The organism is Jannaschia pohangensis, from assembly GCF_900113875.1.
Taxonomy (GTDB): Bacteria; Pseudomonadota; Alphaproteobacteria; order Rhodobacterales; family Rhodobacteraceae; genus Jannaschia; species Jannaschia pohangensis.
Genome location: NZ_FORA01000003.1, coordinates 1 through 19813, shown reverse-complemented (window position 1 = coordinate 19813; position 19813 = coordinate 1). Strand labels below are relative to the sequence as shown.

12 protein-coding genes are annotated in these 19813 nt (G+C 64.6%); 8 read left to right on the top strand and 4 right to left on the bottom strand.

Annotation, left to right across the window (positions count from 1 at the left end; all coding sequences use genetic code 11):
• Positions 1 to 563: 563 nt before the first annotated feature.
• The 3 genes from BM002_RS11055 to BM002_RS11045 all read right to left on the bottom strand — a co-directional run bounded on the left by BM002_RS11055 (position 564) and on the right by BM002_RS11045 (position 4206).
• Positions 564 to 2864 (bottom strand): AAA family ATPase, encoded by a 2301-nt coding sequence (locus BM002_RS11055; RefSeq protein ID WP_139212347.1) that lies wholly within the window; start codon positions 2862 to 2864, stop codon positions 564 to 566.
• Positions 2865 to 2923: 59 nt separating this feature from the next.
• The gene (locus BM002_RS19115; protein ID WP_139212346.1) at positions 2924 to 3550 is read right to left on the bottom strand and encodes a hypothetical protein; all 627 of its coding nucleotides are present in this window, start codon (positions 3548 to 3550) and stop codon (positions 2924 to 2926) included.
• Between the two features lie 125 nt (positions 3551 to 3675).
• A complete protein-coding gene (locus BM002_RS11045) occupies positions 3676 to 4206 on the bottom strand; it encodes a hypothetical protein (protein WP_139212345.1) in 531 nt (176 codons plus the stop codon).
• 198 nt (positions 4207 to 4404) lie between these two features.
• On the opposite strand from BM002_RS11045, the gene BM002_RS11040 reads away from it, so the two are divergent.
• The 4 genes from BM002_RS11040 (at position 4405) to BM002_RS11025 (ending at position 6984) form a co-directional block, all read left to right on the top strand.
• On the top strand, positions 4405 to 4578 hold the full coding sequence (locus tag BM002_RS11040; RefSeq protein WP_245749229.1) for a hypothetical protein: 174 nt from the start codon (positions 4405 to 4407) through the stop codon (positions 4576 to 4578).
• A 403-nt stretch (positions 4579 to 4981) separates the two neighbouring features.
• Positions 4982 to 5323: a hypothetical protein gene (locus BM002_RS11035; protein WP_092780673.1), complete on the top strand. Its 342-nt coding sequence runs from the start codon at positions 4982 to 4984 to the stop codon at positions 5321 to 5323.
• The gene (locus BM002_RS11030; RefSeq protein ID WP_092780670.1) at positions 5320 to 6654 is read left to right on the top strand and encodes a hypothetical protein; all 1335 of its coding nucleotides are present in this window, start codon (positions 5320 to 5322) and stop codon (positions 6652 to 6654) included. The genes BM002_RS11035 and BM002_RS11030 overlap by 4 nt, the downstream gene beginning before the upstream one ends.
• A gap of 45 nt (positions 6655 to 6699) precedes the next feature.
• Complete coding sequence (locus BM002_RS11025; RefSeq protein ID WP_092780667.1) at positions 6700 to 6984, top strand: hypothetical protein; 285 nt, start codon at positions 6700 to 6702, stop codon at positions 6982 to 6984.
• Positions 6985 to 7260: 276 nt separating this feature from the next.
• Here BM002_RS11025 and BM002_RS11020 read toward each other — a convergent pair whose 3' ends face one another.
• Positions 7261 to 7518 carry a hypothetical protein gene (locus BM002_RS11020; RefSeq protein WP_092780664.1) on the bottom strand — a complete coding sequence of 86 codons (258 nt, stop codon included), beginning with the start codon at positions 7516 to 7518 and terminating at the stop codon, positions 7261 to 7263.
• Between the two features lie 237 nt (positions 7519 to 7755).
• On the opposite strand from BM002_RS11020, the gene BM002_RS11015 reads away from it, so the two are divergent.
• The 4 genes from BM002_RS11015 to BM002_RS11000 form a co-directional block, all read left to right on the top strand.
• On the top strand, positions 7756 to 17049 hold the full coding sequence (locus tag BM002_RS11015; protein WP_175484878.1) for a PKD domain-containing protein: 9294 nt from the start codon (positions 7756 to 7758) through the stop codon (positions 17047 to 17049).
• Entirely contained in the window at positions 17046 to 17399 is a 354-nt protein-coding gene (locus BM002_RS11010) for a hypothetical protein (RefSeq protein ID WP_139212344.1), read from the top strand. The genes BM002_RS11015 and BM002_RS11010 overlap by 4 nt, the downstream gene beginning before the upstream one ends.
• Before the next feature lie 11 nt (positions 17400 to 17410).
• On the top strand, positions 17411 to 18622 hold the full coding sequence (locus BM002_RS11005; protein ID WP_092780655.1) for an RHS repeat-associated core domain-containing protein: 1212 nt from the start codon (positions 17411 to 17413) through the stop codon (positions 18620 to 18622).
• Positions 18623 to 18678: 56 nt separating this feature from the next.
• Positions 18679 to 19813, top strand: a protein-coding gene (locus tag BM002_RS11000; protein WP_245749228.1) for an IS3 family transposase whose coding sequence is annotated in 2 segments (ribosomal slippage) — positions 18679 to 18940 and positions 18940 to 19813 — 1136 coding nt annotated over the 2 segments. Because the reading frame shifts where the segments join, the coding sequence is not laid out codon by codon here. This gene is flagged as partial in the annotation.

Sequence of the window (19813 nt, the reverse complement as noted above, 5' to 3'; positions counted from 1 at the left end):
GTTTTTGAAAACAGATAGATTACTCTGTTTTCGGCGACACTGGTCCCCCAAATTATCCCCCAACGCTTCTTGGGGCTGACCCGCGCTTGTCTCGGAATGGGTTACGGGCCTTGGGTACTCTAGCGGTACGAATGAACCGTCTTTCGCCACTGGATCCGTAGCCAGAAGAGCACGGGAGGGTCGAGGGCGATGGCCGAGATAAACACCGTGGGGCACCTGTCATAGCGGGTTGCCACGCGTCTGGGATTCTTGAAGCGGCCGGACATGATCTGCGTCCGGGTGCGTATACGGCTCTGCGTCATCGACGGCGTAGGCATCGTCGTCGCGCCCGCGGGGCCCATGCTCCACCCAGTGAACGTGGAGCTGCGCTGTCAGATCTTCCCGGCTCGTCGGGCCACTCGACGCGAGGGGCTCGACATGCCGCGTCAGGATCGCATGGGTCAGTTCCTCTCGTCTTTCCCCGTCCTCCGTCTCGTCTCCGAAGTTCGCCAGCCACGCGCGGCGGGTGGGGATCCGCGCGCAGCAGCGGCGTTGAATGGCCTCGGAGACCGGCGGGGAGGGGGTCATTGCGGGCCTCCGTCGATGCGCGATTCATCCGGTGTGGAGACATGCTCCGACCCGTGCGGCGGCACCGAGGCGGGAAACGGTCCGTCGAGGAGGCGCGCGATCGCGTCGCCGTTCAGTTCCCGCTCCCGAAGGAGGGCACCGGCGACGCGCGCCACAATGGCGCGCCACTCCCGCAGGAGGTCCACGCAGCGGGCCCGCGCGTCGGTCAGCAGCCGTTCGACCGCCTCGGCGGTCCGGCGGTGCGCCCAGTCGGGCGACGCGGCATAGCTCTCGGCGCTGCGCCAGACCGGCGGCGCGTCTTCGGTCTCCAGATGCCATTCCGAAGCGATCCGGGCGGCCATCGCCGTGGCCTTCGCCAGATCGCTGTTCAAGGCTCCCGCGCCTGCGCCAGAGGAGACGGTGCCGAGGATCAGGCGCTCGGCCTCCATGCCGGCGAGCAGGCAGGCCAGCTCCGCCCGCGCCGTGTCCGCCGTATAAGTCCTCTCGACCGGGGCGGTCACGCCCGCGCCCTGCGGCCCGATCCACGCGCGGGAGGGTCTGGGGCGACCAAGAGCATGGGCGGCGACGATGTGGCCCGCTTCGTGGATCGCGAGGCGGTGCAGATCGGGCGGGACGGACGTGCCCGATCTCGAGGCCGAGGCCGCGACCGCGAGGTCGTTCGGCGTGACGGCGAAGGGTGCCGGCTGACCGTTCTGTGCGCGCGTCCGGCCGGTCCGCTGCCGCCGCACGCGCGTCCGCGCGGCGGCGACGGCATCGCGGACGAGTTTGGCGGCGTCCGCACCCGATCCACCCGTGAGGGCATCGAGCGCCATGGACCAGGCCGGTGCATCGACCAGTGCCGGTGCTGCATGATCGCCGAGCGCATCGGCGAGGATTTCTTCAAGCGCAGCGCGGTCCGGCAGGCCGATGTGGAGGTGGTGGTCGACGCGGCCCGCCCGGATCAGGGCCGGATCGACCAGGTGGGGGTGGTTGGTCGCCAGCACCACGACCACGCCGGGCGCGTCGGCGAGCTGCGTCAGCCGGGTCAGGTAGGCATTGACGATGCTGCGCATGTAACTGCGGTTGTGCGAGTTTGCGTTGGCACCGTGACCACCGCGATCCGCGAGGTCATCGACCTCGTCGACCAAGACGACGCAGGGGGCCTCCGACCTGGCTTGCGCCACTGCCTTGTCCAGGGCGCGAAGCGCCTCTCCCATGTGTCCGGCCGCCTGCATCCGCGTGTAGGACAGGTCGACGACAGGCCCGCCGATCTCGCCCGCGATGGCGGCCGCAGCGCTGCTCTTGCCACAGCCGGGCGGGCCGGAGAGGAGGACCGAGGCCCCGACGTCGCGCCAGTCCAGGTGGCCGTCGCGCCAGTCGTCGACGTCGTCGACGAGGCGGCGGAGCAGGTCGCCGGCGGGACCGAGGCCGCGGAGATCGGCGAGGCGGAGCGCGGGAATGTCATTGTCCTCGGCGTCGTCATTCGCGGTCTCGGGCTGATCGCTGGTCTGCTCCGGCTCCCGGTCCTTTATCCGGTCGGCCGCCCGCGCGAGGCGGCGCGCGACCTCCGCCGCGCCGTCCTCGTCGGTGGCCGCCCAGGCATAAGCCAGATGCAGAGGCCCGATGGCCGCGAGGCGCTCTGCCGACGGCAGGAGGCCGAGAAGGTCGGGGTCGTCCCTTCCGGGGCGTTCGACAGCATCCATAATTGCGATGATGTCGTCCGGGGACAGGCCAGGAACGGAGACATCGACATCAAGCAGGTCCGCGATCTCGTCGGGAACAGCCATGGCGGGGTTGCAGGCGATGATGGCGAGCTGACCGGCGGCCATGATGCGGGTGAGATCCTCGGTGACGATGGACCATTCCGCGTTGCCGACCTTGTTCCACGCGTTCGCGATTACGAGTTCGGAGCGGGGTGCCGGTCGACCGAGGAGAGCGGCGAGGGTGGGCAGCACCTCCCGGGACATCAGCGCGGGTAGGGTGCGATCCGCCGGGTCGTCGGTCCGCAGGAGCAGCACCCGTCCCTCCGTCGCCACCAGGGCCGGATCGGGCAACTCGCCGATCGTCCGGGCGAGACGCGCCAGGAAAGCGAGCGCGATCGGATGGCCGATCGGTGCCTGCCTGGGAGCCGAGCCCGGGTCGTCCTCCATCTTCGCCGCCGCGGCGCGGCGGCGTCGGTCCATATAGCGGCGGAGGACGGCGTCGCGCAGGGCGTCGCCGGTGATGGGCCGAGGATTGGTCGGGACGGTCTGTGAGAAATCGTCGGTAGTGTCGGACGTGGGGGAGGCGGTATCGGGCGTGGGATGGGGAATCGTCATGTTGGGCTCCGGAGGGCGAAGGGACAGGGAGGGGCGAAGGGCGATGTCGGGCGCGTTGTTCACGGAGGGGGCTGCGGCGCGTCGATGCCGATGGCGTCGAGTGCGTCACGCAAGCTGGCAAGCGGATCGCGTATGAGGCCGGGGACATCGCGTGGATGCAGGGTGACCCGGGTCGCGCCCGGGGCGACGAACAAGACCGCGGAGACCGGAAGAACAACGCATGCCAGGAGCCCGAAGGCGTGCCGCGCATAGGGCCGCCGGCCGCGGGGAGAACCGCGGTAGCCGCAGGCGATATTCCAAAGGTACCGGCCGTCGGCACCGGGATGCGAGGTGGTCTTGATTTGGACGGTGACGGGATCGCCGCGGATCAGGGCGAGCCGATCGTAGGACTGCCCGTCGGGGGCCGGGAGCACGGGAATGCCCCGGGCGAGCAGGACGCTGTCGACGACGGCCGCGCCGGCCTGGCCGATCAGGCAAGCGTGATGGGCGAGGACCGCTGTCGAGACGTGCGGGTAGGCGGCGAGGTCGTCGTAGGCCGCGCCCGGTGGCGGGACGCTCGTCCGGGGCGCGAGGTGTTCGAAGAGCGGGAGTTGGAAAGACGAGGAGGTGGGATGGGCGAAAGGCTGTCTCCTGGTTGGGGATCGTCGGGTGGACGGGGCAGGCGGGACGGGCGCGCGCGAACGCACCCGACCGTCATGGTGCGGACAATGCAGGACCGGGCTCGTCTACCGGGGTTGCGTGTCGGACGAGGCGAGATCCCGGGCCTGCCCTGGCGCGGACCGCTTTGCGCGGCCCTTGTCGGCGGGAGCGGTCAGCCGGGCATCAACGCCGTCGGATCAGCGAACAGATCCCAGGCATCCTCGCCCTGGATATCGTGCGCGGCCGCGAGATCGTCGACTTCGATATCCCTGTCTGTCGTCCAGGTGCGATGGAGGCTCTCCATGACGCCCGCGGCGCGAAGGATCGACAACCGGATCGTCCGGTCGGCGAGGATGTAGGCGTGCAGCTCGAACCGGCGCATCTCGGCGAGGCCGTCGCGCAGATGACCCGGGTCGGTCGAGATCAGCATCGCATGCATAATCTCCGCGGCGGCGCGGTAGCGGTCGTCGTCGGCATGCCCGGCGGCGCGTGCGGTCGCGTCGATCGCCCGGACGAGCTGGCGATCGGCATGCCCCGGCGCGCGGCCATATGCCGGGTCGCCGTAGGGCAGACCGGCCGCACGCGTGTCGGCCTGGAGCAGCCGCTCCACGGCCTGGACTGCGCGCCCGAAGACGAGGCACGGAATGGAATGGGAACGGGGTGCATCCCCCGCGAAGAGGATGGTAAGGACGGCATCAGCCATGGTCGATCTCCTAGCTGGATCGGTTGTGGTCAGGACGGTGCGGGGGTTGCCGCCCCTGCATCGCCCGCTTACCTATTGCAATATCAGTATCACAATGTCAACACGAAACTGAGCGTCTGGTCTTCGACGCTTGTTCTGCCACGTGTCGAAACAGGAATCCCGATCATGGCACCGCCGAAGAGAAACACTCACCAGGTCATGCTGCGCGTTCATCAGACGATGCTCGACGCGCTCGATGACCTGATCGCGGGGGCTGATGACGATCCCTCGCGACCGGAGATGATCCGCCGCATCTTGACGCGGCACCTGCGCGGGCAGGGATATGACGTGCGGGACAACGATGCTGCCCTGGAGCTGCGAGACGAAGACTGAGACGCGGCGCGCTAGTGCGGCCGTCTGGCGGATCCGTCATTCGCACCCGACGATCCGGTCTCCCTTGGGCGCGCTCGTCCAGGCCGAACGAGCCTGCCGAGTTGCGTATTACGATATGTGATCTTCGCGTGCATCCCACGCTCGGGTCCGTTCGCTCGTCATTCTTTGAAAGTTGCCTTCCTAGCTGAGCGATGCAGCGCGAGGGGGCCGAACTCCCTGTATCGCTGAGATGTGACCCTCCTGAGGCCTTCTCTGCCCGACCTCTCTTCACCAGAGTTATCCACACTCGAGGCACCGCCGCGCCTTCCCTGCGCGCGTCATCATTCTTCATTCTTAAACTTGATGAACGATATCCCGTCGTCCGCACAGCGAGAGGCCGCATCCGGGGCCGGTAGGAGAAACGATGACGAGACGACGCCCGAGAAGTGCGGTCCCGACAAGGCCGCGGCGCATCCATCTGACGGACCGCGAATGGGCCGCCATCGGCGCGGCGGCGGCGGCGCGGGCCGTGTCGCGCTCGCGCTACGTCGCGGAGGCCGCGCTCGACACGCCGGTCTCGTCCACTCCCGACGCGGGGGAGCTGATCGACGAGATGCGCCTTGCCATGGACGGCATCCTTGACCTGCTCGCGTCGGTCATCGAAGGGACCACACCGGTCCAGACGCTGCACATCTGCGGCGCGCTCGACCGTATCGACGACCGCTTGATCCGGGCGCTGGACGCCACATCGGGGCGGGGCCGGTGATCCTCGTCTGGTCGCGCCATACCGGCGGCACCGCGCGCCGCGTGATTGGCTACCTTCTCGACGAGACCGTCCCCGTGGTGATCGGCGGGCGGCGTGACCGCATCGCCCGCGATCCGGCTCCGGAGATCCTGCGCGGTGATCCCCGGATCGTCGCCCGGACGATCGACATATTGGAGACGGAACGGCGCTACAGATGCGCGACGCTCAGCTTTGCGAAAAACGAAGTCGATATTGAGAAATGGCGTCGACGCGACCGGGAGACTCTCCGCAGGATCGACGCGGCGATCGAGTTGTGGATGGAAACGGCCCATTCCGGATTCGCCCCCGAGGCACGTCCGCCGGTGCTCGTGAGTACCCATCTCCATACCGGGCGGCTGGAGATCAATATCCTTGTCCCGGCCTGCGTGATGGTCCCGACGGCTTCCGGTCGGCGCATTCCCCGGGCCTTCAACCCGCACCCGCCCGTCGCCGCGAGCCGGGTGGCCTGGGCCGCCTTCGAGGACACGCTCAACGGGGCCTTCAGCTGGCACGACCCGCGCGATCCCCGCAACGCCGCCGCTGTCCGCGGACCGTCGTGGCTCGAGCGGCGCGCCGCGGCGCTCGGGCGCTGGATCGAAGCGCGACGCGGGCAGGGGGATGATCGCGAAGACGGGCGACTCGACCCAAGAGAGGGCGCGCGCCTCGACCAGGAGGACGCGCGGCCGCGATTGCTTCTCGCGGCCAAGTCCATCGCCCGGGGCGGGGCGACGGACCGGGCGGGTCTGCTCGACGGGCTCGCCCCGATGCTGGACGATCTCGGTTGGCAGGTCGGCGGGCTGCGCGACGACGCCATCGTGCTGGCCCCGAAGGATGGGGCTGAAGGGACGCCCCTGATCTTCCACGGGACGCTCTGCGACGCGGCCCCGACGCCGCCCGATCCCATGGTCCTCGCGGCGCGGGAGCAGGTCCTCGCCGCGGCACTGGAGCGGCTGCGCGCCGCCTGGACCGCGCGGGCGGCGGAGAATGCCCGGGTCTACGGCCCAGACATCACGCGGCCATCCGATCTCGTCGACCCCGCCGCGATCCTTCGCGTTCCGGCCGCGCCCGTCCTCTCCGCCGGGCTCACCCTGCGCCGACTCGCGGAACGGCTCTTTGACCGGATCGCCCATGTCGCCGGATACGACGCGGTGACACATGCCTTGGCCGGATGGGCGGCCGGAGGCGGCTTCGACAAGGTCCGCCGTTCCCTCGCCGCCCTGGCTGCGATGTCGCCGATCCCACGTCCCAAGAGGGTCGGAACCGAAGTCGAAGGGCCGACTCTGCCGAACCACGACGATGGCCCCGCGCCCTGACGCGACTTCGTCTCGCTCCCCAACTTCCAGAAACGGAACACTGCCATGACCCATCACACTCGCACGCCCGGCCCGCACGACGCGCTCCACGCAGATGTCCGCCGGCTCCTTGACGCGGTCGAGGCGCTCCTCGATCGCAGCGAGCGCCCTGTCGCCGAGCCGATCGAGCGGATGCTCGCGGACCTCTCCGCCATCCGCGGCGACCTCGTCGCCTGCGCTTCCGCCATGACGCAGGTCGCCGACGCCGTCCGCGTACTCGCCGAGCGGCCCGATCCGGGCGTCGAGATCGCGCGGCTGCGCAGGCAGTTGGAAACCCTGCGCGGGGCGTAGCCGCGATCATCGCTTGCGTCCTCGCGGTCGAGCGAGGCGCCCGGCCCTGCCGCCTTCACAGGTCGCGGGCGGCCGGGCCTTCCAGCAGATCGTCAAGACGATCGTCGAGAGCGGTGTCATCCGGCCACGAAGACTGCCGCGCGGCCCATGCCCCGAGATTGGAGAGAACATGGGGGGAGGGGCACGGCAGGGCGCGCAGGTCGGCGGCTTTGATCTGTGTCGTCCCTAAGGTCGTGCGGCTATGCGCGTTCACAAGCGTCGTCCCGAGATAGGCCGTCAGACCGGTGACGAAATCGGCCGAAAGGCCGGACCGGTCGAGACCGGGAGGCCCAGGTCCGACAGGGTCCGGCCGAAGCCCGGCCGCGTGTCGAGCGGCGTGGCTACATCCGGGGTCGGGATGCGGATGCCCCGATTCGCGTCCCGGGCAGGGAGGACCGCATCCCCTCCGTACTCGGCCACGTGCAGGCCTGCGAAGCCGCCGCCGGAGGAGGTCGCGGCGGTGATATTGGCCGGTTGAGGGGTTCTGAGCCCCATGATGTTCGTTATGAGACATGTTCTGAAGGCCTTGCAGACCAGTTGCTCACAATATGCAGCCGGAGGGTCTCACCCGTCCACTTGCGGCAAAAGAGTATTGCCTTCCGAATATCGCGGGGTAACTTCGCTGTGAGGATTGCATGGCCACGGGAAATCAAGATGTTTAATTCGACAGGGCGCGCTTTGCGCGAGTTCTTGCCAGTGTGTTCCGCGTCGCCTCTGAAGCTTCCTCTACTGTTGGTCCTCTTTCTGCTCGCGTTTCCTGCCGGTGTTGTGCGTGCCGACAACCTGACGAGTCTCGGTGTCAGCGGCGAGAACACGACGTACTGGCGGCTCCAGAACGATGGGCAGACAGGTCAAATCGTCACATTGACGAAATACGGCGGTGACTTCTCAGAAGCGTTCAGGGTGGCCCCCGGTCACCTGGTGGTAGAAGGCAGAGGTCCCGGCACCTACGTCGCGACGTTCGACATCAGCGGCGTGCGCAAGACAAAGGCGTCTGGTCCCCAAGCTTTCGATGCCTGTTTTCATCTTGGTCGGTGCGAGCCCCAATCCGCTTGTCGTGTACCCGTCCTCTCCACGATCGCGTCCGTAGGTAAACCGGTCTACCTCGATCCCCTCGAGGCGATCGCCGGTCTGGAACTCGACGAGCTGGCTGTTTCCTGGCGCTGGCTCGACCGTCCAGCTGTCAGTGTCGCAGATTTCTCGGACCCAGCCGCCGTGCGCCCGGCCTTTACGGCCGACGTTCCGGGGACCTGGCGGGCCGCCGCGGAGATACGTGACGCGGCGGTGACAGACGGAGTTGTGCTGCGCACGGTCGAGATCGTTGCCGGAACCGAAGGCGTCCCCCCGCAATCTCGGGTGCGTGCGGTTGGGGTACCTTCGATCATGGATCGGCTGACCCTCGACGGGTCCGACAGCTTCGATCCCGACGGCGACGCGTTGCGCTATGCTTGGACGGTCGAAAAGAAACCCGATGGGAGTGCCGTCACGATTGAAGACACTGCGGAGCCGTTTGTCGACGTGGCGTTCGACGTCGTCGGCGACTATGTTTTCGGTCTCACGGTGACGGATACGACCGGACTGGTTTCGTCGACCAGCTGTGTCGCAGCGACATATCAGGAAGGTTCGGAAGAAGGCCTCAGGTTCCGGACATCCTATGACCGGAACCTTTCGAACGACGGAGGGCCGCGCGTCGTTTTCGATCTTGGCGCGGTTGAGGATAAAACCGGCGATATCGTCATTCCGGATTTTGACGTGAACGGTGGCGGCGAGCAGAGCTTCGACACCCTCCGGTTCGTTTTTGGTGGGAGAGCTTATGATCTGTCCAAGCGCAGAGATTTTTTCAATTTCGTGCGCGAAATCGAACGGGATGGTGACAGCCTTACCGACGCGCTGATTTCCCCAGACCCCTCCGTAGCGGATCTAACGTTGCGGTTCGGGGAAGCGCCCGCTCTGACCGTCACGCTAGAGAACGTCATCGGTAAGGATCTGCAACGGCAGCCGCTTATCGCGCGCAGTGTGGATTTCTACGAACCACGTCGCGGACGGCAGGTTGCGCCAAATGCCGCTTTGCAGTTCGCAGAACGCCGTGCGTTGCCGACAAGCACAAGGGTGTCACCCTATGCGAGTTCAGATATCGACGGCGACCGATTGATGGGGACGCTGGACTTGATCTCGGCCCCGGGAAGAGTTGCGAGTTCTACGGTGACCCGTCAGGACGGGACGCTCGATCTCTTGGCGCCCCAGGATGGGGAATACATTGTTCGCGCGCGGATCTCGGATGGTTTGACGCCCTCAGATACCTACCAACGCCTTGTCGTCGGCGAGGGTCCAATTGCCCCAGTGGCGCGCATAGAGGCCTCTACGTCGGCTGCGGGCCAGGCCTTTTCGTTCGATGGATCGCAAAGTTATGATTTCGATGGGGATACGATTACGTGGTCGTGGGCCCTGATCCATCGCCCTGCCGGTAGCCAAGCCGATCTTGCTGCGTTTGCCACTCCGACCACAACGCTGACCCCCGACGTCGATGGCACATATATCGTGCAACTTATTGTTTCGGATGGCGTGATCTCATCAATGCCGCAGACTCGGGCAGTCGTTGTCGGCGCGCCGCGACCTTCGGTCGATGCTGGACCTGATCTTCTACGGAGTGGCGATGGGGCCGTGTCTCCGATCGCTGCTGCGTCATCGGAGACGGCGAACTTCGAATGGTCGGTCACTGGGTTCGTCATGGGCAGTGAAGATGCCGCCCTGTCGACACCTGCCGCGGCAAATCCAATCCTTACCCTTTCGGATGCAGCGGCGGGAGCGGTTCTCCAGGTCGTTGCGACCGATGGGCCGTTGGCTTCACGTCCGGATACAGTTCTGGTCGGATACGGGAATCTGCCACCTCAATTTTCAAGAGCGCGCAACATAGACGCTGTCGGTGGTGAAGAAATTACCGTGGCAGGGACCGATTACGCGGTCGATCCGAACGGCGACGCAATGCGTTTTCAGTGGTCAATCCTGAGCAAACCGGCGGGCAGCGCGACTGCGTTCGCGGAGCAATTGATCGAAGCAGAGACCGTCGCTTTCATCCCGGACCGAATTGGTACGTATCTGATCCAGATGCAGGTGGATGACGGCATTTGGGCGGCCGATCCGATCGTCATCTCGGTATTGGTTTCCAACTCCGCGCCTGTTGCTGTTGCAAGTGTTCCAGCACAGGCCTTTGTCGGCGAGATACTTTCTCTCGACGCAACGAGCTCTTCGGATCCAGATGGTAATTTCCTGACCTATAGCTGGACCAATACCTCATCGCCGGTCGGAAGCACCTCGGTGGTCATCGGGGGCGACGCTGCCGTCACCGCCTTCCAGCCGGACGTCCCGGGGCTCTATACTTTCGAGTTGACGGTTTCGGACGGCATCGCTTCGAACAGTGTTACGTCCACGCTGGATGTTCCCAACCGCGCACCCGTTGCGGCCCTGACCGGCCCGTCCGAGGCTTTCGTCGGCGACGATGTTATTCTGGACGCCACCGGATCAAGCGATCCGGATGGACAGGGATTGACTTTCAGCTATGAAATTCTCAGTGCTCCGGACGGGAGCACGCCCACATTGGTGGCTTTGGATGATGGCTCATCGGCCGGGTTCTCGGCCGACCGCCGAGGCGTCTACCGCATTGCCGTCACGGTTAGTGACGGCACGCTAGAGAGCACGGCGGAGATTTCGGTGTCCGCCGGCGCACGCAACACCGCGCCAATCCTCGGTGAGTTGCTTGCGGAATATACGGTAGAACTCGGGCTGAAGCTGTCTCTCGATGTTTCGGCTTTCGATGCCGAAGGGGACACGCTGACATTCACGGTGACGCCGCTTCCGCTTGTCGAGAACGCGTCCTTCGACGCAGCGACCGGTCTACTCTCCTTCCGGCCCGAAGCCGGGCAGGAGGGACGTTACGACCTGACGGTTACCGTTTCGGACGGACGCCTGACCGACACGGCCGATGTGTCTGTCTTGGTGATACCAGCGGATGCGGGCGAGACGGCGGTCAATGGTCGGCTGCTGGATGCGGTCGATTTTGCGGCTGGGATCGAGACTCCGGTTGTGGGTGTCCCGGTTCGCATCGAGACTGCGGCGCTTGATACGGTTTCGGATGCCGATGGAAGATTCCGCTTCGGCGGACTGACCGGGAGAAGCGATCAGGTCATCGTGTCGCCGACGGGCGGAGCTTCTGGCTATGCTACAGTGTCCCGTGTCGTTCAGATAACCGAGAATCAGGACCGCGACATCGATCCTGAAATCCTGCTCGTTCCTCTCAATCAGGGTTGCTCGCCCGTTGTTGCCGGTACCCCGACTATTCTGACGTCATCTGTCGCGGGAATTAGGGCAACGCTTCCGGCCGACAGTGTGACCGATAGTAGCGGAGCGGCTTACGCGGGCGAAGTTTGTCTTGGCACCTTGCCGCAGCTCTTCCAGCCGACAGGGATGCCGGACGACGTCCAAGCGTGCCATACCTTCGCGCTCGACGCGCCGGGTGCCCGTTTCAATGCTCCCGTGGCGGTTACAGCCAACAACGTGGACGGTCTGGCGGAGGGAGCCGCTCTCGACGTCTGGCGCATGGGCGCGGGCGGAACGCGGTTCATACCTGTTTCTGAAGGGTCTGTGGAAGCTGGCGGTGCGACGGTTACGGCGTCGGTCGTCCTTGCCGACGGGGGAGCGATGATCTCACTGCTCCCGCTTCGTCCAACAAGCATCCCATCCGAAGATATGGTCGACGGCCACAACCGGACGTTGACGCCGTTCGAAGGCGACCTTGAGCAAACATATGTTCTGCCAGGGTATCGGGCGTTCGACGAGGGCCAAGCCGTTGCGCTTGCGTACCATTCGACGGCCGCGGATCCTACTCTGATCGTTGCCGGCGATGTTACGATTGATGCGCGTGCTTCGCTTCCGCAGACGTTGATGACGCAACTGGATTTGGCCGGAGTGACCGTATCGGACGGCCGTCAGTGGAATCCGAGGGATCTGGCGTCCGGGTCCGCGCCGGCGCTTCTCGGAGAGCGTGTGACCCTTCGCCAGCCTTCCACCATAGATGCACAATCGATAACGAGTGGTCGATATCCTTACAGTTTCACGACGCGGGCGAAATATGCCTGCTCAACTGTGGGCGCGTCTCACGATGGCGAGCTATATATTCAGAACGAAGTCGAAAGCACTTACGGCCGGGGTTGGTCGATCGCGGGGTTGCAGAAACTTGTGGTGGACAGACAAGGTCGTTCGCTTTCCATCATAAGTGACGACGCAGTCGCGGTATTCGAGAGCGAGCCGACCCTGACAGAGTTCGACCCAGAGCCGTTCGTGTTTCCTGCACGCGGCCCTGGACGACTGGCGATCGGCGACATAAACGGCGACGATCTTCCGGATGTCGTTTGGCCGGACAGTGGGACCGGATCCGTCGGCCTTTTGCGCAATCTTGGACGGCGGGGGTTCGAGGATGTTGAGCTTTTGGCAGTCGGTGATCCGAATGTCGTTCCGAACACCGGCAGTTGGACACCGAACCTTACCGCGGTGGAGGTTATTGACCGTGACATGGATGGGTTCAATGATCTCGCGTTCGGTTTCCAACTTGAAGACAGATTCGGGTATCGCAATGGCCTGTCCGGAGGTGGTTTCGCGTCTTTCGACCGTGCGGGTGTGGGTGACGGAACGAACTTTCTTGATGCCATCGTGGTGGATCTCGACAGCGATGGAATTGAAGATGTCGTTCGCTCACATACAGCGGGAGGCCGCTTCTCCTTGCAGCGCGCCATAATTGTCGATTGGGGCAACACAGCCAGACGGATCGAATCGACCATAATCCATCAGCGGAGTTTGTTCTCCGGAGACGGCGGAGCTATTCAACTTGAAGCGGGTGACCTCGACGGCGACGGCGACATCGACCTCGCGTTCCGCACCGTCCGAGGGATTGATCTGCTCGCGAATACGGGCCAGCGTAGTTTCACGCTGTCGGATGCCGATCTGGGGGGCGCGTTCCCGAACCTGTTCGGTGAGTACCTGAAGCTCATCGATATTGATGGAAATGGCAGTGAGGAAATTCTCTACAGCACATCGTCAGCGCTGTCGTTGTTCTCGGCGAGCAGGGTATCGCTGGGAAGTCTGCCGCGTCCTCCGCAAGCCAGCAGCGCTATGCCAATCAGCATCGCTGACGCCAACGGAGACGGCATTCCAGATATCGTCGCATCAACGGGTGGAGCCGTACACGTCTATGAGGGTAGGGGTGACGGAACTTTCGCGCCATTCGAGACGGGTCTGCTCCCGTTCGGCTTCGGGGATCTTGAAGTCGTAGATCTCGACGGTGACGGAAGTCTGGATGCTGTGACGACGCAGCGGTTCCAGAATACGATCTTCTTCTCAAAACCTTCACTGACCGGTCGACTTATCTCGGGTGACGGGGAATTTTCGACTCTGACACGGCTGGACGATGGGACTTGGGAGCGACGCTATACGGACGGGACGCGCGTTCTGTTCAACGCTGAGGGCTTGCAGGTTGCGGAAGTCGATCAGCAGGGCAACCGTCGCGAGTTCGCCTACGGCCTCAATGGTCGCCTGGAAACGGTGACTGATCAGGTCGGCGGCGTGACAAGCTTTGCCTACGATGCACTTGGCCGCATGGCCTCAATTACCGATGACGCAGGCCGGATCACGACGTTCGAATATGACGATCAGGTCGATATTCCCACGATGCTCGGGCTAACCGAGCCGGATGGGGCCACCGTTGCTTTCGAATACGACGATCGGGGCCGTCTTGTCTCGACGACCAATCAGAATGGCAATGAGACCCGCTATGCCTTTGATGCAACCGGACGTCTCAGCGGGGCAACCCTGCCTGACGGATCGAGCATCTCGATGCAGATCGCATCTTCGCTCGGGCTGGCCAGTCTCGACACGCCCGGTACTCTGCGGGTCGTCGCGCCCGAGGATCGCATCACGACCGTGACGGATCGTCGGGGTGAGGAGACGCAGGTGGAAGTCAATTCATTCGGCGCCATCGTCCGAATGACCGACCCGTTGGGTCGCGAGACCCGAATTGCCAGGGATGATGCCAATCTTGTCACCCGTGTGGACCGTCCTTCGACCGGGTCGCCCACGGGACGCCTGATCGACGAGATGGCCTACGATGCTCGCGGCAATGTCGTGTTGCGAAGGGAAGCGGTTGGGACAACGGCTGTCCGGACGACGCGCTACGAATACGAACCTGTTTTCTCGCGCTTGACCGAGATGACCGACTCCGAAGGATTTGGCACGACATATGAGTACGACTCGTTCGGCGAGTTGATCCGAATGGTGGATGCCGAAGGTGGTATCACAACCATGGTCCTGACGGAGGAAGGGAAACTCGCGTCGCGCACCGACGAGAACGGGCGGACTACCAGCTATACCTATGACGACGATCAGAACATGACGTCGATGACCTACCCTGACGGAACAATCACGCGCATTGAATACGATGCGCGGGGCAACATGGTCACGGTCATCGAAGCCGAGGGCTTGCCGGAGGAGCGGCGGGTCTTGCGGACGTTCGACGATCTGAACCGGATGCTGACCGTTGAGGTTACGGGCCCTGATGGCGCTCAGATCGATGGTATAACCCGCTATACCTACGACGCGGCTGGCAATGTTGCGACGATCACGGATGAGACCGGTCTGGTGACGACGATGACCTACGATGCGCTGGAGCGTCTGGTGACGGTCGACGATCCGGCAGAGGGTCTGATCACGCGCGTCTACGATGAAGCAGGAGACGTGGTCCGTCATATCGACGGGACCGGTGCCGAGCACGATTACGTATATGATGACATCGGTCGGATGATCGAGGTGACCGATCCCGAAGGCTTCGTGAAACGGTTCGAATACGACCTGCGCGACAACATCCTGGCGGTGACCGACGGGCGCGCGGGACGGACGGTATTCGCCTACGATCCGCTTGACCGGATGACCGGACGGACGGACCCGCTGGGCCGCACGATCGCGCGCAGCTATGATGGACGCGACAACCTGACCGTGCTCACCCGCGAGAACGGTCAGGTCGAAACCGCCACCTACGATGGACTGTCGCGCCGGACGCAAGTGGTGACGCCCGACAATACGCTCACCTACGGCTACGACCCGGTTGGCAACCTGATTGCAGCTGCCGATGGCGACAGCCGCCTGACCATGGCTTATGACGTTCGGGATCGTCTGGTCGCGATGACGACGGATGGCACGGTCGGGCCGCAACCTGAGATCACGCTCACCTACACCTACGATGCGCTCTCGCGGCGCACGTCGATGTCGGACAGCCTGGGCGGGACGACAACCTATGCCTACGATCCGGAAAGCCGTCTGACGAACCTGACGGCGCCTTGGGGCACGGCGTTCTCCTTCGGCTACGACGGGGAAGGGCGGCGGACGTCGTTCACGTCGACCTCCGGGCGGGTGTCGACCATGGGTTACACGAATGGGCTGCTGTCATCGCTGACCCATGCGCAGGCAAGCGTGCCGGTGCTGGACCTCGACTACGGCTACGCCGCCGACGGCAAACTCACGACAATCATCGACGAGCTGACGCCCTCCGCATCCCGCCGCCTGTCCTACGACAGCCTGGACCGCCTGGTGCAGGTGGATCGCGGGTCGGACGTGGCGGATGGATCGGGGTCGGGGGCGCTGCTCCCGGTCGAGGACTATGCCTACGACGAGGAGGGCAATCGCTTCGCCTCGCATCTGTCGGACCTCCACGTGTCGAACGCGCACAACCAGCTGACCGAGGATGACGATTACACCTACTTCTACGATGACCGGGGCAACCGGGTGTCGCGGGTGTCGAAGGCGGACGGCGTGGTGGAGAGCTATGGCTACGACAGCCAGAACCGGTTGGTGAGCTACACCGACGGTGTGACGACGGCGACCTACGCCTACGACGCGCTGGATCGGCGGATCGCGAAGACGGTGGATGGCTCGGTCGAGGCCTACGTCCTCGACGCCTGGTCGCTGGACCCGACGGCGTCGGAGGTGGTGATGGACTTCGAGGGTGGTACCTTGGCCCGACGTTGGCTGCACGGCCCTCGGGTGGACGAGCCGCTGGAGGTCGAGGACTACGCGGGGACGACGGCGCCCGGGTCGGGCTCGCTGCGGGCGCTGCTGGCGAACCGCCTGGGCTCGATTGCCATTGCGGTCAGCGTGGCGACGGGGGCTGTGGCCTCCGAGGTCGAGTACGACAGCTTCGGGCAGCGCAGCTACGTCACCGGGACCGAAGCCGACGCGACGCGCTACGGCTACACGGGCCGGGAGCACGACGCCGAGAGCGGGCTGATCTACTACCGCGCCCGGCACTACGACCCGGCGCTCGGCCAGTTCCTGCAACAGGACCCGATCGGCTTCGCGGCGGGAGATCTGAACCTCTACGCCTATGTGGAGAACGATCCGTTCAATGCGACCGATCCGAGTGGGCTGAGTTCGAGTCTCCAATTTGGAAGTATGGCCGGAGCCGCTGCGGCGGGAGGAGCGGCGATTTGTGCGGCTACTGATCCGTGTCGTTCTTCTGTGGGGGGCATTTTTTCTGGCTTGATGTCCTTGCTAGGACAGATCAATGCAGCGATCTCTCAAGTTCCCGGCCATCTCGAAGAATGGCGGACGAGGCAAGGGGAGTCCCCGCCGATAGGACACAATGGTGGACCTGAAGAACCGAGATGGCCAGTTCCTTACATTCCTGATATATCGAATGATGAGGAATACTTAGATATTTCGACCGCAAACCCGGACCAATGGACTGAGCCGCAGACGCTTCGAGAACAGATGGCGATGGAGACTGCGCTGAATAGTCCAGCAAGTGGTCGAGTTTTATTGCGCATGAACAATGACCCGAGATTTGCGGCGAGTGATGGTTGGCAAAAGATGCAGCTGACGGTAAGGGGCGGCAACGGAAGCACGGCAACGGTCCATTATCAGTGGAATCCCGGCACCGGCACAGTGGCGGACATCAAGATCGTCGGATCCGTAGGAGGATGGCCATGAAGATCGTGATTACGGCGAACGACGCGGCGTTTGTCCGGGGTGCGGTTCTCGACGTATGGGCTATAGATGCCCTACAACATAACGATCGTGGGCGGTGGGGATATACCGGCGATAATGGTATAGAAACTCTTGAGGTGTGTACGAATGAGTGTCGTCTAATCGACCGCTCACTCGAAAACATGGTCTTCCTCCATGAGGCGGGCAATCTGACGGAAACCTGCATTGTCCATGTTGTTCTAGCGGACGACCGAAATTTACTGGAGGCGTTCATTGATAAGAGCCACGCGGCGTACACTGAATTCCACAGGCGGCGGAAAGAGTTGGAAGCTGCGCAGGAACGTAGAGCATAAGTCAATTGACAATGTTCGGCTGCCGCGTTGTGTCCGCGCTGGCCCGCCGCTGGCTGCACGGCCCGCGGGTGGACGAGCCGCTGGAGGTCGAGGACTACGCGGGGACGACGGCCCCGGGATCGGGCTCGCTGCGGTCGCTGCTGGCGAACCGCCTGGGCTCCATTGCCATCGCCGTCAGCGTGGCGACGGGGGCTGTGGCCTCCGAGGTCGAATACGACAGCTTCGGGCAGCGGACCTACGTCACCGGGGCCGAGGCCGACGCGCCGCGCTACGGCTACACGGGCCGGGAGCACGACGCCGAGAGCGGGCTGATCTACTACCGCGCGCGGCACTACGATCCGGCGCTCGGCCAGTTCCTGCAACAGGACCCCATCGGCTTCGCGGCGGGGGATCTGAACCTCTACGCCTATGTCGAGAACGATCCGTTCAATGCGACCGACCCGAGCGGGCTGACGTCGAGCGCGGAGTCAGGTGCCACGAGCAGCGCGTCAACTCAGGCAATCCGGTCTGCCGTAAGAACCGTCGGCTTGGGTGTCATGAACCTGGCCGGTGCGATCGGCGGATTTCTGGCGGGTGTCGACTGCGGGACCGCCATCGGGGCCTATGCCATGGGCACCGGCGGTGGAGGAAGCGCGGCGTTCCTGTGCGGCACGGCGGCGCTGGATGCGGTGACGCCGGGGCGCTTGCCAAATCGGGGGACGTCGCGCCCCGAGCCTGGCGGCCCGAGCTGCACGGGTACGCGGTGCACCTGCTCCTTCGACGGGTCGACGCTGGTGGTGACGGACCAAGGGTTGGTACGGATCGACGCGCTGGACCCCGAGACGATGCAGGTGCTTTCGCGGGACGCAGCGACCGGGGAGACGGCGTTCCGCGCCTTTGGGTTCCCGTCCTCCGCGGACTACGACGTGACGGTGACGGTCGGGCTGGCGGATGCGGACACCGGCGCGGTGCAGACCATCGTGTCGAATGTCCGCCACCCGTTCTTCGCGGTGCCATCGGGCGCGCGGCTGACCCCGGCGAGCGCGGAGGGGCACTGGTACGAGGGTCCGGTCGCGGGCGGTGCCTGGATTGATGCGGCCTACCTGCGCCCGGGCGATGCATTGCAACAGGCGGACGGCGGCTGGGCCGAGGTGGTGTCGGTAGACATCGCCGACGCGCCGCTGGTGGCCTGGAACATGTCGGTGGCCGAGACGGAGACGTACTTCGTCACCGGATTGGTCTGACCCCCGATAGTTCCTCCATCTGATACTGGAGTCCGGCCCGAGAAGAGGACCGGACCATGAAGAGATCGAAGTTCACGGAAGAGCAGATCATCGGCATTCTGCGGGAGCAGGAAGCCGGTGCGAAGACGGCGGAGCTGTGCCGTCGGCATGGGATCAGCAGCGCGACCTTTTACGCCTGGAAGGCCAAGTTCGGCGGCATGGACGTGTCGGACGCGAAGCGGCTGAAGGCGCTCGAGGAGGAGAATGGCCGTCTGAAGCGGCTGCTGGCGGAATCCCTGCTTGATCAGGCCGCGCTGAAGGATCTCCTGTCGCGAAAGTGGTAACGCCCGCCGCCAGGCGCGAAGCCGTCGCGATCCTCGTGGAGAAGCACGAGATGAGCGAGCGGCGGGCGTGTGCCGTGATCGGCGCAGACCGGACCTCGATCCGCTACCGCAGCCGACGACCCGATGACCACGATCTGCGCGAGCGCCTGCGGGCGCTGGCCTCTGAGCGCCGCCGGTTCGGCTACCGGAGGCTGCACGTTCTGCTCAGGCGGGAGGGACATGTCGTGAACCGCAAGAAGACCCAACGGCTCTACCGCGAGGAAGGCCTCACCGTGCGCAAGCGGCGGGGGCGGAAGAAGGCGACCGGGACGCGGGCGCCGCTCCTGACTGTGGCCACGCCGAACGCGCGCTGGTCGGTCGATTTCGTCCACGACCAGTTCGCCCAAGGCCGGCGGTTCCGGATCTTCAACGTGATTGACGACGTGACGAAGGAATGCCTCGCCGCGGTGGTCGACACCTCGATCTCGGGCCGCCGCGTCGCGCGGGAACTGACGGCGCTGATCGCCCGGCGCGGCAAGCCCGACCTCATCGTCAGCGACCACGGCACCGAGTTCACCTCGAACGCGATGCTGGCCTGGAGCGAGGAGACGGGCGTGCCTTGGCATTTCATCGCCCCAGGCAAGCCGATGCCGAACGGAATCTGCGAGGCCTTCAATTCGAAGATGCGGGACGAACTCCTGAACGAGACGCTGTTCTTCGGACTGGATCACGCCCGCGAGGCCGTCGCCCGCTGGGTGGCCGACTACAACCTCGCGCGCCCACATTCAGCCCTCGACTACCAAACGCCTGCGGCATTCGCCGCCCAACTCACCGCAATGGGCGATCAGCTCCACGAAACGGAAGCGTTCCGCTGCTCGCCCATTGCTCC